The 15,528-nt window shown below is 49.7% G+C and carries 15 protein-coding genes; 5 read left to right on the top strand and 10 right to left on the bottom strand.

Features of this window, described 5'->3' with window-relative positions; genetic code table 11:
- Positions 1-150: 150 nt before the first annotated feature.
- The 6 genes from MJ611_RS00490 to MJ611_RS00465 form a co-directional block, all read right to left on the bottom strand.
- Positions 151-783, bottom strand: coding sequence for an ABC transporter ATP-binding protein (locus tag MJ611_RS00490; RefSeq protein ID WP_250427388.1), 633 nt, complete (start codon positions 781-783; stop codon positions 151-153).
- Positions 773-1,564: an acyl-ACP--UDP-N-acetylglucosamine O-acyltransferase gene (lpxA, locus tag MJ611_RS00485; RefSeq protein ID WP_250427387.1), complete on the bottom strand. Its 792-nt coding sequence runs from the start codon at positions 1,562-1,564 to the stop codon at positions 773-775. The genes MJ611_RS00490 and lpxA overlap by 11 nt, the downstream gene beginning before the upstream one ends.
- The gene (locus tag MJ611_RS00480; protein ID WP_250427386.1) at positions 1,561-2,955 is read right to left on the bottom strand and encodes a bifunctional UDP-3-O-[3-hydroxymyristoyl] N-acetylglucosamine deacetylase/3-hydroxyacyl-ACP dehydratase; all 1,395 of its coding nucleotides are present in this window, start codon (positions 2,953-2,955) and stop codon (positions 1,561-1,563) included. Before MJ611_RS00480 ends, lpxA begins: the two co-directional genes overlap by 4 nt.
- Before the next feature lie 180 nt (positions 2,956-3,135).
- Positions 3,136-4,158 carry a UDP-3-O-(3-hydroxymyristoyl)glucosamine N-acyltransferase gene (lpxD, locus tag MJ611_RS00475; protein ID WP_250427385.1) on the bottom strand — a complete coding sequence of 341 codons (1,023 nt, stop codon included), beginning with the start codon at positions 4,156-4,158 and terminating at the stop codon, positions 3,136-3,138.
- A 269-nt stretch (positions 4,159-4,427) separates the two neighbouring features.
- Positions 4,428-5,204 (bottom strand): Cthe_2314 family HEPN domain-containing protein, encoded by a 777-nt coding sequence (locus MJ611_RS00470; RefSeq protein ID WP_250427384.1) that lies wholly within the window; start codon positions 5,202-5,204, stop codon positions 4,428-4,430.
- Positions 5,205-5,224: 20 nt separating this feature from the next.
- On the bottom strand, positions 5,225-6,454 hold the full coding sequence (locus MJ611_RS00465; RefSeq protein WP_250427383.1) for an HD domain-containing protein: 1,230 nt from the start codon (positions 6,452-6,454) through the stop codon (positions 5,225-5,227).
- Positions 6,455-6,593: 139 nt separating this feature from the next.
- Here MJ611_RS00465 and porX point away from each other — a divergent pair, with 139 nt between their 5' ends.
- The 3 genes from porX to MJ611_RS00450 are packed head-to-tail and all read left to right on the top strand — an operon-like array spanning position 6,594 to position 9,826.
- Entirely contained in the window at positions 6,594-8,156 is a 1,563-nt protein-coding gene (gene porX / locus MJ611_RS00460; protein WP_250427382.1) for a T9SS response regulator signal transducer PorX, read from the top strand.
- The gene (gene tsaE / locus MJ611_RS00455) at positions 8,149-8,595 is read left to right on the top strand and encodes a tRNA (adenosine(37)-N6)-threonylcarbamoyltransferase complex ATPase subunit type 1 TsaE (protein ID WP_250427381.1); all 447 of its coding nucleotides are present in this window, start codon (positions 8,149-8,151) and stop codon (positions 8,593-8,595) included. The genes porX and tsaE overlap by 8 nt, the downstream gene beginning before the upstream one ends.
- 1 nt (position 8,596) lies before the next feature.
- Positions 8,597-9,826 carry an alanine dehydrogenase gene (locus MJ611_RS00450; protein WP_250427380.1) on the top strand — a complete coding sequence of 410 codons (1,230 nt, stop codon included), beginning with the start codon at positions 8,597-8,599 and terminating at the stop codon, positions 9,824-9,826.
- A gap of 110 nt (positions 9,827-9,936) precedes the next feature.
- On the opposite strand, the gene MJ611_RS00445 is transcribed toward MJ611_RS00450, so the two are convergent.
- The 4 genes from MJ611_RS00445 to MJ611_RS00430 all read right to left on the bottom strand — a co-directional run bounded on the left by MJ611_RS00445 (position 9,937) and on the right by MJ611_RS00430 (position 14,095).
- On the bottom strand, positions 9,937-10,845 hold the full coding sequence (locus MJ611_RS00445; RefSeq protein ID WP_250427379.1) for a flavin reductase family protein: 909 nt from the start codon (positions 10,843-10,845) through the stop codon (positions 9,937-9,939).
- Positions 10,846-11,255: 410 nt separating this feature from the next.
- Positions 11,256-12,527 (bottom strand): fumarylacetoacetase, encoded by a 1,272-nt coding sequence (fahA, locus tag MJ611_RS00440; RefSeq protein WP_250427378.1) that lies wholly within the window; start codon positions 12,525-12,527, stop codon positions 11,256-11,258.
- Between the two features lie 195 nt (positions 12,528-12,722).
- Complete coding sequence (locus tag MJ611_RS00435) at positions 12,723-12,986, bottom strand: NifU family protein (RefSeq protein ID WP_250427377.1); 264 nt, start codon at positions 12,984-12,986, stop codon at positions 12,723-12,725.
- Between the two features lie 5 nt (positions 12,987-12,991).
- Entirely contained in the window at positions 12,992-14,095 is a 1,104-nt protein-coding gene (locus MJ611_RS00430; RefSeq protein WP_250427376.1) for an Mrp/NBP35 family ATP-binding protein, read from the bottom strand.
- 186 nt (positions 14,096-14,281) lie between these two features.
- On the opposite strand from MJ611_RS00430, the gene MJ611_RS00425 reads away from it, so the two are divergent.
- Together MJ611_RS00425 and MJ611_RS00420 are read left to right on the top strand one after the other, a co-directional pair.
- Positions 14,282-14,752 carry an META domain-containing protein gene (locus MJ611_RS00425; protein ID WP_250427375.1) on the top strand — a complete coding sequence of 157 codons (471 nt, stop codon included), beginning with the start codon at positions 14,282-14,284 and terminating at the stop codon, positions 14,750-14,752.
- Between the two features lie 59 nt (positions 14,753-14,811).
- A complete protein-coding gene (locus MJ611_RS00420; protein WP_250427374.1) occupies positions 14,812-15,339 on the top strand; it encodes an O-acetyl-ADP-ribose deacetylase in 528 nt (175 codons plus the stop codon).
- Positions 15,340-15,528 lie beyond the last annotated feature (189 nt).

The following is a 15,528-nucleotide window of genomic DNA, read 5'->3' as shown; positions in this document are numbered from 1 at the left end:
TTGGTAGTGCCGGTGGTAAAATCGTGTTTCGTATTTCGTTTTTTGTGTTTCGTGTTTTGGGTGATGTAGCAGAAGCTATAGATCAAACTGCTGAAGTATGATTTAAAAAACAACTACCTGCGAAAAACGATAAACGAAACACAAAACACACTATTTCCGCGGTGCCGGATGAAAGTCTGTAATGTGCAGGTGGTGTTGGCAAAAACTATACTCGTGCAGTATATTGGAACCTACAATGATCAGCCTCCCTGCCTTGTTCTGGTCTACGTGCTCCTGGTACCAGCTTACGCCTTCCTGGTCGAGATTGGTGGTGGGCTCATCCAAAAGCAGGAGCGAGGTATCGGAGTAGATGGCCAGGCCGAGCTTGAGGCGCTGCTTCATCCCCGAAGAAAAGTCCTTAACGAATTTGTTACGCGCTTTCTGCAGCCCCATCCGCTCGATCAGCTGCTGCGTAGTCAGGTTATTTCGGAGCGTCTTGAAGCGGATCTGGAAGTCCAGCATCTCTTGCAGCGTAAATTCTTCTACCAGCTCCAGGTAGGGTGCGGTAAGCGACAGGTGGCGATACGCCTGTTCGGCAGGAATTGCCTTCCCGTTCTGCTCGTAACCGATGCTGCCTTCGCTGTGCAGGTTATACCCTGCTATAACAGTAAGAAGAGTGGACTTCCCGGAACCGTTATGCCCAAGTATGGCATAAGAGGTGCCTGACTCCAAAGTATAGGTCAGGTTCCGGAAAATCCACTCGTAATTATAGCGTTTACCTAAACTGCTTAGGTTAATTTGCATCTTTTGCAAAGTAGCTCTTGATGATACCACGGCCTGAGTCACGCACGAAATTCAGAATCTCGTCACGTTCTCTGCTAGGGGCCATTTCCAGCTCGATTTTATCCAACGCCTCCGTGTTATTGAGTCCGCTCATAAACATGATGCGGTAAATCTGCTGTATCTCGTTGATCTGCTCGCTGCTGAAGCCTCTGCGGCGCAGACCGATCGAGTTGATGCCGGCGTAAGTAAGCGGCTCGCGGGCGGCTTTCACAAACGGAGGAACATCTTTACGTACCAACGATCCTCCCGAGATCATGGCATGGGCACCGATCTTCACGAACTGGTGTACCGCGCTGGAACCACCGATGATAGCATAGTCGCCCATTTCAACGTGGCCGGCCATTTGTACCGCATTCACCACGATGCAGTTGTTGCCAACGATGCAGTCGTGCGCGATGTGTGCATAAGACATGATCAGGCAGTTGCTGCCAACTACGGTTCTCATCTTATCGATGGTACCACGGCTAACGGTAACGCACTCCCGGATAACGGTGTTATCGCCGATGATGGTGGTGGTTTCTTCGCCGGCAAACTTCAGGTCCTGTGGCACAGAAGAAATAACAGCGCCCGGGAAAATCTTACAGTTTTTACCAATGCGTGCACCTTCCATGATGGTCACGTTCGGGCCGATCCAGGTGCCTTCCCCGATCTCTACATTCTTGTAGATAGTGGAGAACGGTTCTACGACTACATTATGGGCAATCTTAGCCTCCGGGTGGATATATGCTAGTGGCTGGTTCATGCGTCTTTCTTTACTATACTTGCCGACATCTCCGCCTCCATTACCAGCTGGCCTCCTACAAAGGCCTGACCGGACATTTTAGCTATACCACGCTTGATGGGAGCCAGCAATTCACATTTAAAAATTATGGTATCGCCCGGAATAACTTTTCTCTTGAAACGGCATTTGTCTATGCCCAGGAAGTAAGTCCAGTAATCTTCAGGGTTCTCTACAGTATTTAAAACAAGGATGCCTCCTGTCTGTGCCATAGCCTCGATCTGGATAACACCCGGAAGTATAGGGTTGCCCGGGAAGTGGCCCTGGAAGAACGGCTCGTTCATGGTCACGTTCTTAACGCCCGTAACTGAGTTTTCGTCCAGGTGAATGATCTTATCGATGAGCAGGAACGGGTAACGGTGTGGCAGCGTAGCCGAAATCTGGTTGATGTCCATCACCGGTGGCTTCTTTGGGTCGTAGGTTGGTACGTTCTTGATAGCCGCTTCCTGTATCAGTTTTTTTACACGCTTGGCAAACGCAATGTTGGCAGCGTGGCCCGGGCGTGCTGCCAGTATCTGGCCTTTTATGGGTCTTCCGATCAGCGCAAGGTCGCCCAGCAGGTCCAGCAGCTTGTGGCGTGCCGGCTCGTTTCTGAAGCGAAGTTCGGTATTGTTCAGGATGCCTTCCTCTTTCACCTCAACTTTTGGACGGTCGAGTAGCTCTGACAAGTAGGATAGTTCGTCTTCCTCTACTACACGGTCAACGATCACGATGGCATTGTTCAGGTTACCGCCTTTTATCAGGTTTTGCTTGAAGAGTGCCTCGAGTTCGTGCAGGAAGCAGAACGTACGGGAAGGTGCGATCTCTTCCTGGAACTGGTTAAAATCGGTGATGGAAGCATGCTGGCTGCCCAGAACCGGCGAGTTATAGTCCACCATTACAGTCAGGCGGTAATCGTCGAGGGGCAGTGCTGCGATCTCTACACCGCGCTTATCGTCTTTGTAGCTGATGCCTTGCGTAATCTCGAAATAATTGCGTAAAGCGTTTTGCTCCTGTAAGCCAACTTCCAAAAGCGCTCTCACAAATTCGATGGAAGAACCATCCATGATCGGAGGCTCCGGACCGTCCAGCTCTATCAGCACGTTATCGATCTGCAAACCCACAAGGGCCGCCAGCGTGTGTTCTACCGTGTTTACGCGTGCACCATTCTGCTCAATAGTTGTGCCGCGCGACAGGTCTACCACATTGTCCACATCGGCACTCACGATAGGTTGCCCTGGCAGGTCGATGCGCTGAAATTTATACCCGTGGTTGGCAGGGGCCGGCTTGAAGGTCATGTTGGAGACTACGCCTGTGTGCAGCCCTATGCCCGATACCGTAACCGGAGCTTTAATAGTGTGCTGTTTATAGTTCATTAACGTGTTTGTAACGCTTTAATATTGGCTGCTATACTTCCAGTACAGCGTTTTGAGCTGCTGTATTGTGTATGACAAGTTGCTGTGCGTCTTGTACTATGCACACGCAAAATTAAGGTTTTATCTTCGGCCTTGCCACATTTATTTTTCAGAGAGAAGGCCGCTCTGTAAAGTTAGGTTCTATTTCTTGTCCTTAAGCTCTTCCAGTTCGCGCTGCAGGTCCGGCAACTTGCGGAAAACAGTAATTGCGCGAAGGTTTTGCTTGTAATCGAAAGCTGGTGAGCCCTGTATGATCGTACCGGTTTCTTTCACCGATTTAGACACCCCGGACTGAGCGCCAATGGTTGTTTTGTCAGCGATGGTAATATGGCCTACAATACCTACCTGGCCTGCAATTACGCAGTGGTTACCAATTTTTGAAGACCCTGAAACGCCTGACTGGGAAGCAATGACCGTATGCTGGCCCACTTCCACGTTATGCGCAATCTGTACCAGGTTATCTATTTTGGAGCCTTTGCGGATGATGGTGGAGCCCATGGTGGCGCAATCGATGGTGGTGTTGGCGCCAACGTTTACATCATCTTCGAGCACCACATTGCCGATCTGTGGCACCGGCTTGTAGCTGCCGTCTGCCTGAGGGGCAAAGCCAAAGCCGTCGCTGCCAATCACAGCGCCCGCATGTATGGTGCAGTTGCTGCCCACTACGGTGTTGGCATAGAGTTTAGCGCCGGCAAAAATGGTGGTATTGTCGCCAATGGTTACGTTATCGCCGATGTAGGCCTGCGGATAGATGCGCACATTGCTGCCGATCTTGCAGTTGTTGCCGATGTAGGAAAACGCACCCCGGTAGTGCCCTTCGCCAATGCTGCTGGTGTCCCCGATAAAGCAAGGTTGCTCCACGCCGGTTTTAGAGGCCAGTACGGCAGCCTGGTAATATTCAAGCAGTGTAGAGAAACTGGAGTAGGGGTCCGTCACCCGTATCAGCGTAGCGTTAACAGGCTTTTTCAGTTCCAGCGATTCGGAAACGATCACGGCACTGGCTCCTGTAGTATATAGGTATGGTTCGTACTTTGGATTCGATAAAAAAGCAAGAGCCCCGGTTTGAGCCTCCTCTATTTTAGCTAAAGTTCTGACCGTTACTGAATTGTCTCCCTCAGTCTTTCCCTGTAACAGGTCAGCAATCTGTTGTACAGTAAATTCCATTTTGTAAAATTAGAGCAAAAAACTAAATGTGCTAATGCTTTGGGGGCGCAAACATACTAAAAAACTTTCGCGGGTTCATACAGCACATTCATCTAATGTAGAGAAGTGTTGCCGGAATTTTTGTGTGCAGGTACACACAGGAGGCCGGGTTTATACTTTGTATAAGTTAAAGTATAAAATGGTGTAAAGCAATTTTATACTTGAGTAGTAGGAGAGGAGGGTAATAGGATAATGAGGAAAAGGCGTACCTTCTCTAAGTTTGCTCTTAATTACTGATCGCTGTTACTTGAGAGTGTTTTTTCTATATTTTTCAGAGTGTCTGAAAGCAACTCAACAGACCTTTCGATTTTTGTTAGCACTTCTCTACTGTTAGTATAATGTGCTGAACCCATTGTAACTACTTCCTTTCCATCTTGGAAATTCTTTTTACTCCTGAAATCCACTTCATTTAGAGGAAAGCGGTGAGCTAAGCCATTTCTATCTTCTCTAATGTCACCTATACTTTCACTAAAGATGCCTAAGGATTGAGCTAGATCCTTGTCTTTAAGCTGTAGTTTTTTAAATAAATCCTTCTTGAAAGCTACTTCTTTCTCTCCCCATGATAGATTATAGTAGATATTTAATAAGTGAGCAATACAATCAAGAGCAGATACATAATGATAGTAAAAGTTTTCAGAAGAGTACTTAAAAAGGAAATGAATATAATGATCACCTTCATCTTTAAAATCTGGAAAGAATTTTGTCCCTCCCGCCTCCAATTCTACTTTCCACTGTTCATCAGGTATACCTTTAAGATAATAAAACTTCAAAAGTATGTAGCTGAACTTGAGTTTTCCAAGCTTGTTATTTAGCCTATTAATCCAATTTATAATATCATGCTTAGCAACATATATCATAACATCTACTTTATGATATTCTTCTTTGGCTTCTATATCATTGTGGCTTAGAAATAATTCTTTAACAGGAGGAAAGTGGTTTTGTATTTCTATAGACTCTTGTTGAGTTGGATATTGAAATGCCTTTTCGTACAGTTCTTTACTTGCCATCTGGAACTTGCTTATACATCTTAATGCGCCACCTCCTTCGGGTAACACACATAATATTTCTCCACTTTGTTGCTGAGGGCGCGGATGTTGGGCAGGTCAGAGGCTTCGGCGGCATCCACCACGTAGCCGGTTTTGGTCAGAATGTCTATGGACTGGCCCTCGGCCTGGTAGGCGTTGTTGCTGATCTTGCCCGAGATCATGAGGTATTTTACATCCTCCTCCCGCACTTTAAAGTGCTCCTGCACCAGTTCGCTCAGGCCCAGCAACATGTCCTCCTCGATGGGCTTGCTGGAGATGATCACCTTGAAGAGGCGGCGGTTCAGGATGCTTTGTGCCAGGAAAGAAAGTATAAAATCGGGGTGCGAGGCCCACTCTTTAATGCCGCTCCATACGTCGTGGTCGTCGAGGGAAACGAAACGCTCCAGAATGGTGTTATCTTTTTCGAAGTCCTCCAATGTCAGGTTGGAGGCAAGGAAAAAGCGCAGGCAGGGGCTGGCCGGCACGTCGATGCCTCGTTGCAGCAGCTCGCGGGCACGCTGCACTACGCGCAGCACCATGTTTTCGGCACTGATCACGGTCTTGTGCAGGTATACCTGCCAGTACATCAGGCGGCGGCTCACCAGGAAGTTTTCGATGCTATAGATGGCTTTTTCTTCCACCACCAGCTTGTCGTTGGCGACATCCAGCATTTTGATGATGCGGTCGGCACCAATTTTGCCTTCGTACACCCCGGTATAGAAACTGTCGCGGTTCAGGTAGTCCAGGCGGTCTACATCCAACTGGCTTGAAACGAGCTGGTGAAAGAACTTCCGCTCGTAGGTGCCTTTAAAAATCTGGATGGCCAGACTCAATCTTCCGCCAAAAGCTTCGTTGAGCATGTGCATGATGTGCAGCGAGAGGTGCTCGTGGTGTACTTCCTGAAAGATGGCTGTTTCCAGTGCATGCGAGAAAGGACCGTGGCCGATGTCGTGCAGCAGAATAGCAATGAGCGAAGCTTCGTGCTCGGTGTCGTTTATTTCGTTATTTTTACTCTTTAAAGTGGTTAGCGCCGTGTTCATCAGGTGCATAGCCCCCAGCGCATGATGAAAGCGCGTGTGCAATGCCCCCGGGTACACCATCTCCGTCAGGCCCAGTTGCTTGATGCGACGCAGCCGCTGAAAGTACGGATGGTCGATGATGTCGAACAGCAGCTCGGACGGAACGGTAATAAAACCGTAAACAGGGTCGTTGAAGATTTTTTTCTTATTCACACGAAATAAAGTATGGTTGTGCTAACCGTAGCCTGACAAAGGCAGTACAACATAGTAAAGGCGCTATTTATGCCGGTTCCAAACTATAGCCGATACAGATAATATAAGTATAAAGACTACGCCATAATTGAATGAAACTATGCAAAGATACAGTATTTTATGGGCCGATGACGAGATCGACCTGCTCAAGCCCCACATTCTTTTCCTCGAAGACAGGGGCTACGATATCACTCCCGTAAACAGTGGCGCCGACGCCATCGAGAAGTTCCAGGACCAGCACTTCGACATCGTTTTCCTGGACGAGAACATGCCCGGCATCAGTGGGCTTGAAACACTTACTGAATTAAAAGCCATCCGTCCTTCCGTGCCCGTAATCATGATCACCAAGAGTGAGGAAGAGCACATCATGGAAGAAGCGATCGGCTCCAAGATTACCGATTACCTGATCAAACCGCTGAATCCGAACCAGATCCTGCTCTCGGTAAAAAAGGTGCTTGATAACAAACGCCTGGTATCGGAGCGCACCAACATGAGCTACCAGCGCGACTTCCGCCAGCTGGGCATGGCCTTTGGCGAACGCCTGAGCCCGGGCGAGTGGGCGGATATCTACAAAAAACTGGTATTCTGGGAGCTGGAGATCGACGAGACGGAAAATAAAAGTATGGCCGACGTGATCAACATGCAGAAGGACGAGGCCAACTCCAACTTCGCCAAGTTCATCATGGACAATTACGAAGACTGGATCAACCAGGACTCAGACGATGCCCCGCTCATGTCGCACCAGATCTTCAAGGAGCGCGTGTTCCCGATGATGAAAGAATCAGACAGGCCGGTATACTTTGTGCTGATCGATAACCTGCGCTACGACCAGTGGAAGGTGCTGGAGCCGCTGATCACCGACTACTTTACCGTGGATACGGAGGAGATGTATTATTCCATACTTCCTACCACCACAGCTTATGCCCGTAATGCCATCTTCTCGGGCATGCTGCCCTCTGATATCATGAAGCGCTACCCGAACCTGTGGGTGAGCGACGACGAAGAAGAAGGCAAAAACCTGAACGAGCCCGATTTCCTGGACATCCAGTTCCAGCAGAACCGCGTTACCGACAAGCACAGCTACCACAAGATCACCAACGTGGCAGCCGGCAAAGACCTGCTTGCCAAGTTCAACAACCTGGAAAACAACAAGCTGAACGTGATCGTGTATAACTTCGTGGATATGCTCTCGCACGCCCGCACCGACAGCAACATGGTGCGCGAACTGGCCCCGGACGAGTCGGCTTACCGTTCTATTACCCGTTCCTGGTTCCTGCACTCGCCTTTATTTGATACCCTGAAGATGATTGCCGAGAAAAAGGGCCGTCTGATCATCACTACCGACCACGGCACCATTCGTGTAAAACGGCCGTTCAAGATCATCGGCGACAGGCAGACCAATACTAACCTGCGCTACAAACATGGCAAAAACCTGGGCTACACCGATAAAGATGTGTTCACGGTGCGCAAGCCCGAGCGATTTTTCTTGCCAAAGGCCAACGTTTCCACTACGTTTGTATTTGCGATTGAAGACTACTTCTTTGCCTACCCCAACAACTACAACTATTACGTGAACTATTACAAGGACACGTTTCAGCACGGTGGGGTATCGCTGGAAGAGGTTATTATCCCGTTTGTTACCTTGACGCCTAAGAATGCATAATACGTTAGTAGAGAAAGCACGTATCGAGATGTCGTCGTTGGCTGATTTGCCAGCGGCGGCTTCTGTGCTTTTGGAGCATGCCCAAAAGGAGCCCATCATCCTGTTCGAGGGACCTATGGGCGCCGGTAAAACCACCCTGATCAAAGAGTTGTGCCACCTGATGGGGGTGAAGGAGAATGTCAGCAGCCCTACTTTTGCACTGGTAAATGAATACGAAGCGGCTGACAGGAAACTAATTTACCATTTTGATTTTTATAGGATAAGGGACGAGCGGGAAGCACTGGATATAGGCGTGACGGAATATTTTGATTCCGGTAACTTGTGCCTGATCGAGTGGCCTTCGCTGATCCCGAATTTATTGCCAGACCATTACCTGCTTGTGACGTTGCAGCCTGCCGAACATGGGGAGGTGCGTACTATGACCATAAATAAAGTATAATATGCCGGATAAATTCGCCGCCGTGAATTTGGGTAAGTTAGCCACGAGCCCTGCATTGTACCCTAAAGAGTCGATGTTGGCAGTAGAAGAACAACGCCGCAGCCTCTTTATCGGCATCCCGAAAGAATCTTCGTTCCAGGAAAACCGGGTAGGATTGACACCGGACGCAGTAAAACAACTGACAGACCAGGGCCACAGGATATGGGTTGAATCTGGTGCCGGAAGCCCTTCCAAATATTCTGACCACGAGTTTTCAGAGGCCGGAGCCCGAATCGTTTATTCTACCGATGAGGTGTACGAAGCAGACATCATCCTGAAGATCGCTCCGCCTACGTACGACGAAGTTGACTACCTGCGACCCAACCAGACGCTGATCTCGGCCCTGCACTTCGGCAACCTGACCTCTGATTACATCAACGCCCTGCTCCGCAAAAAGATCAATGCCATATCCTTTGAGCTCCTGCGCGACAGATCGGAAGCAAAGCCGGTAGTGCGTGCCATGAGCGAGATAGCCGGCAGCACGGTAATGCTGATCGCAGCAGAATACCTGAGCAGCAGCAACGATGGCAAAGGCATTATACTTGGTGGCATTACCGGGGTACCACCATCAAAAGTTGTTATACTTGGCGCAGGCACTGTGGCCGAGTATGCTGCCCGTGCAGCCTTAGGTCTGGGTGCAGAAGTAAAGGTGTTTGATAACCACATCTACAAACTGCGCCGGTTGAAGCATAACATAGGTGCCCAGCTTTTCACGTCTACGCTGGACAGAACCGTGCTTTATAAAGAAATTCGCCAGGCAGATGTGGTGATCGGTGCCTTGGTGTCCGACGAAGGCCGAATGGCCTGCATGGTGGAAGAAGGGATTGTGTCGCAAATGGAGCCGGGCTCGATCATCATCGACGTGTGCATCGACCAGGGTGGATGTTTCGAGACGTCCGAGCTTACCTCGCACAGCCGCCCGATCTACCGCAAGTATGACATCATCCATTACTGTGTGCCAAACATTGCCTCGCGTGTTCCGCGCACGGCTACCAATGCACTCAGCAATATCTTTACCCCGATCTTTACCGATATCTCCAAGTATGGCGGCATCAACGAGGCCTTATTTATGAATGACCACTACCGCAGCGGCGTGTACATTTACAAAGGCAGCCTGACCAATGCAAGCATTGCCAAAAAGTTCGGTATGCGTTACAAAGAACTGGGGCTGATGATTGCAGTGAGAAATTAAACGTTAGAAGTTATAGACCTAAGTATAAAGTATAAAACCCGCCGAGGCGGGTTTTATACTTTATACCAGCGGGTGAATCAGTCTGAAATCTAGTGTCTAATATCGGACGTCTATCCCAAGTTTCCGCTTAGCAGCAGTACTTTCCAGGCGGCTTGTACCTGGTTATCTTCCAGTAGTTTTTTGCCCAATATTTCCAGTTCCTGCTTCAGACGCGCTTTGTCATCTTTATACTTGTTTAGGGTATAGGCGACGATGGGTTCCTGCCGGAAAGCTTCTACTTCGGCAGCTGTAGGTATAACCTCTGTATTACCCAGTCGTGCCAGGTTATTGCCTGAAAGTATGCTGCTGTTCCGGATGTAGTCGGGAAGCTGGTCAACGCCCACGCCTCTGTTCTTAACCGGTTTTGGTAGCTCGAATATGCAGTCGCCGTTGGCGCGGAGGTAGTAATCGCCACCCATGCGGGCTACGCCATCCAGTTTGTAAGGATCAATTTTGCCGTTCTCGTCCAGGATCGCTTCGTTGATGTGCATCAGCAGCACTTCACAAATGACCAGGTTGCCGGCGCCACCTTCCGGCCCAAGGCTGATCACATCGTTCACCTTACACTCAAAGGCCACAGGAGCTTCCTGCACACGCGGTGGGGCCACCAGCACCGATGCCAAAGGCGTTAATCCGGATTTTATAAACTCATTGATACCCCGGTCATACTCCGTGCTGGCCAGCGACATTTGCTCTACAATGTCGTAGTTGGCGATGTTGATCACCACTTCTTTGGTGGCCAGTATATTCTCTAACGTATGCTTGCTGGTGTTGTCGCGCACACGGCGGGCAGGGGAGAAAACAAGGATAGGGGGTTTGGCACTGAACACGTTAAAAAAGCTGAACGGACTCAGGTTCACATTCCCATCCAGGTCGGTGGTGCTGGCAAAAGCAATCGGGCGCGGGGCGATGGCACCCAGCAAAAGGGCGTGTACTTCAGCGGTTTTGGTATCCTGCGGATCTATGGTTTTATAGGGCATGTACTTTGGGAATTATAGTTTGTGATGCAGCCACAACAAGGCTGGCCTTTCAAATATACGGCGAATCAGGTTCTCCGGGAAAGAATGATTCTAAAGTATAAAACCACCGGACGGGCAGTGGTTTTATACTTTATTGTTTTCTGCGATGTATCGGTTGCTGGTTGGCTTTAACTCACCCCAAATCGCTTCGGGGAGCAGGGACGTTTTAGGCTGCATTTGCCCTCGCTCGCGTCCCGCGAGTGTGAGCTATTCCGAGGCCTCTGGCCGCTCTTTTTATGCCTCTGGGTCACAGGTGGCGGGACACCACCGAATTATTCACACTCCCCAGAGGCGAGCGAGGGCAATATGGAACAAAGCTATTTCAGAATAAAACCCTGATCCGGGGAGTTTAACCATTCAGCAATCAACCATTACAGCGCCGGCAGTACCTTCCCTCTCACTTCACCAAAGCCAATACGGATGCCGTCGCGCTTGCCGAAGCCGCGCATGATCACAGTATCGTAGTCTTCGATGAACCTGCGCTGTGAGCCGTCTGAAAGTGTGAGTGGCTGCGTGCCGCGCCAGGTCAGTTCGAGCATAGATCCGAAGGAATCTTTTGCAGCGCCGCTGATGGTGCCGGATGCATACATGTCGCCTACCTGTATGTTACAGCCGTTGCTGCTCTGGTGTGCCAGCTGCTGGTTCATGTTCCAGTACATGTACTTGTAGTTGGAGCGGCAAATGCTGTTCTCCTGGCCATCTTCCGGTTGTATGAGCACTTCCAGGTTGATGTCGTAGTTGTGGTCGCCGTTAAACTGCAGGTAGGGTAATGGGCGCGGGTCCTGAACCGGGCCTTTCACCCGGAAGGGCTTCAGGGCATCCAAGGTTACTACCCACGGCGAAATGGAAGAAGCAAAGCTCTTGGCCAGGAACGGACCAAGCGGCACATATTCCCAGGTCTGGATATCCCGGGCTGACCAGTCGTTGAACAGCACCAGTCCGAAGATATAGTCATCGGCTTCATTCGGCGTAATGCTCTCTCCCAGCTTTGTTTCTCTACCAGTGATAAAGGCTACTTCCAGTTCAAAGTCCAAAAGTCTTGTAGGTCCAAAAGTAGGGGCCTCTGCATCAGCTGCTTTGGTCTGACCATTTGGGCGGCGAATATCTGTACCTGATACTACAATAGAAGATGCCCTGCCATGATACCCGATTGGAATGTGTTTCCAGTTGGGCAGCAACGCGTTTTTAGGATCGCGGAACATCGTGCCCACGTTGGTAGCATGCTCTATGCTGGAGTAAAAATCGGTGTAATTGCACACCTTTACCGGCATCAGCATCTGCACCTCGCTCATCTTTACCAGACACTCGTTTATCAGGTCGCTGTTGCCGCTGATCTCGTCGTTATCGTTGCGCAGCAGTATAGACACCCTGTTGCGCACAGCACGCCAGATCGGCTTACCCAAGGCGATAAAGTCGTTCAGATAAGGGCGGTGGAACACGTTCGGATCCATATCGATGAGCTCAAACAGGTTGTGTTGTGCAACAGCATACAGGTCCAGTACATAATCACCGATGGCTACCCCAACACGCGGATCTTTCGTGGCTGATCTGAAAATACCAAAGGGCAGGTTCTGAATTGGAAAGTCGCTTTTAGGGTCTACTTCTATCCAGGAGTGGAGGGCCGGATCGTTCGCTTTTATCATAGTATAAGGGAATCAGATGTTAGGTAGACAAATATAGGAATTTATACGTCGGAAGGAAAAGGCAGGGGCAAGGCCGGTTTAGAGAAAAGAGAGGCAACGTATGAACGCTGCCTTGTTAAACGAATGGGTTATAAAACAAAGCGGGTGTTGCTTTCCGGCAACACCCGCTTTTATACTTTAACCTGTCAGCAAACCTTACAAAGGCGCTACATTAACAGCCTCAACAGCCTTAATTTCAGGTACTGCCCTTAGTACAGACTGCTCTACACCGGCCTTTAGTGTCATGGTAGACATCGGGCAGGTACCGCAGGCACCCAGCAGTTCAAGCCGCAATACCATGTCTTCGGTTACTTCCAGCACCTTCACGTTGCCGCCGTCAGCTTCCAGGTAGGGCCTGATCTGATCCAGCGCGCTCTCGATGCGAAGCAGAAAATCGTTGTCTATGTTTGTGGCTGTCATGTATGTTACGGTTTAATTTCTACGATCTGCGTTTTAGCTAAAGTGGCGTTGCGAACAGATACCTGCTGGGCAACAGCCTGCGCCAACTCCTTGAAAACACCGGAAGCCGGAGAATCGTTCTGCAATGTAATCGGAGTTCCTTCGTCGCCACTCTCACGGATGCTTTGCACCAGTGGCACTTGTCCTAATACCGGCACATCAAACTTCTGCGCCAGGTTCTGGCCGCCCTCTTTGCCGAAAATGAAATACTTGTTCTCCGGCAGCTCGGCTGGCGTGAAGTATGCCATGTTTTCTACCACACCCAACACCGGCACGTTGATCTGTGGCTGGCGGAACATCTGCAGGCCTTTCATGGCATCGGCAATGGCTACTTTCTGCGGCGTGGTTACAATAACAGCACCTGTTACCGGCAGCACCTGCACCATGGTCAGGTGTATGTCGGAAGTTCCAGGAGGAAGGTCGATGAGCAGGTAATCCAGTTCGCCCCACTCCACGTCCGTAATAAACTGCTTCAGCGCAGAGCTCGCCATTGGGCCGCGCCAAACTACGGCCTGGTCAGGCGGCGTCAGGAAGCCAATGGACATCAGCTTGATGCCATACTTCTCTACCGGCACAATGTAGTTCTTGCCGTGGTCGCCCTGCACCATGCTCGGGCGCACGGTCTCGGTGCCAAACATGGTCGGGATGGAAGGCCCGAAAATATCGGCATCGATCAAACCTACTTTTGCACCAGACTGAGCCAGCGCAATTGCCAGGTTAGAGGTTACGGTAGATTTACCTACACCACCTTTACCGGATGCCACGGCAATGATGTTTTTCACGCCGGTAAGCACTTCGGAGTTGCCGGCACGGCCGGAAGTAACACGGGAAGTCATGTTCACGGTCACTTCTGCATCCTTGTCTACCATGGTATGGATGGCGCGGATACAGGCATTGCGGATCATGTCTTTCAGCGGGCAGGCAGGTGTGGTTAGGATAACAGTAAAGCTCACGTTTTTACCGTCTACCTGCACGTCCTCCACCATGTTCAGGGTCACCAGGTCTTTGCCAAGATCGGGCTCCTCTACATAGCTGAGGGCTTTTAATATATCTTCTTTTGTGATTGCCATAACTTTAAAGCAAATAAGTTTTGCCCTGCAAAGATACGAACAAATTATTCTACACCCATGAAATAACTGTTACACTTCTAACAGCTGGGCAGAGAAATGGTTATGGCAAGTATAAATGGTGCCGATGCAACGGTTTTAGCTTTATTGGGGTCTGCAAAGTATAACCAACCTGTATGCTGCTGAAGTATGAAAAAGCTTGTACTATACCTGCTGTTACTGCCCCTGCTGGCGATGTTCTCCTGCCTCGATAAGGAGCAGGATGATGTACCAGCACCTCCCGGCCTGTTTGACAGATGGAATCTGGTCGTGATCGGGTACAAAGATAAAGCGGATCTGAGCCCACCGGAGGATGCGCATGTGTGGATTGCATTTGAAAAGCAAGCAGGCCCGGCTGGTTCCTACCGGTTTAACGGGCAGGCTGCTCCCAATAATTACTTCGGCAGTTTCAACCTGGTAAGCGAAGGAGGAACCGGCACGATGTTGTTCGGGGAGCTGAGTACAACAGAAGTAGCCAGCACTAAAATGGCCAATACGCAATTTGAGGTGGAGTACTTTTCTCTTTTGCCCAAAGCAAAATCCTATACGATACAGCAAAACACGCTCATCATCCTTTGCAGCGACGGCGAAAAGCTGGTATACAACAGGCAGAGCGACTGATTTATACCCGCAAACTGCAGCGCCTGTAGATTTTCCGTATCTTCCTTAAAAAGATACATATGAAGCAGGTAAAACTGAGTGTACTAAAAGGAGACATCACCAAAGTTGAAGTGGATGCCATTGTAAATGCTGCCAACAGCAGCCTGCTGGGTGGAGGTGGTGTAGATGGTGCCATCCACAAGGCGGGCGGACCGGCTATCCTGGAGGAATGCAAGCAAATTATAGCTAGACAGGGTGGCTGCCCTACAGGTGAGGCAGTGATTACAACAGCTGGTAACTTGCCAGCCAAGTATGTTATTCATACCGTAGGCCCGGTGTGGCAGGGGGGAAGCAAGCAGGAAGAGGAACTGCTTGCTAACTGTTACTATAACAGCCTGCGTATTGCCGGGGAGAAAAATCTACAAAGTATAGCTTTCCCGAACATCAGCACGGGCGTGTATGGCTATCCCAAAGACAAAGCCGCCGAAGTGGCCGTAGCAGCTGTAAAATCATACTTGCAGCAACATCCGTCAAGTATAAAAGAGGTGGTTTTTGTGTGTTTTGATGATGAGAATTATGAGTTGTATAGTAGGTTATTAGATGAGTAGCTGAAGCTTATACTTGCTTTCAACAAGCCTTTGCTTCGTAGTTACCTTAGATCCTCAGTTTTACTCACCTATACTTTCATAGTTCCTCTTGGTGCGCTCAAGGCCGCGAGGCCTCGTCCTGGGGGAAGGGGCCCTCGATAAAGGGCATCGCGCTGTCTGGCTTTCCTGCCTAACGGCTGCCACTGGCGT

Origin of the sequence: Pontibacter ruber (genome assembly GCF_023630205.1) — a bacterium.
Classification (GTDB): Bacteria; Bacteroidota; Bacteroidia; order Cytophagales; family Hymenobacteraceae; genus Pontibacter; species Pontibacter ruber.
The sequence above is the reverse complement of the archived record's forward strand: the minus strand, read 5'-3'. Positions and strand labels throughout refer to the sequence as shown.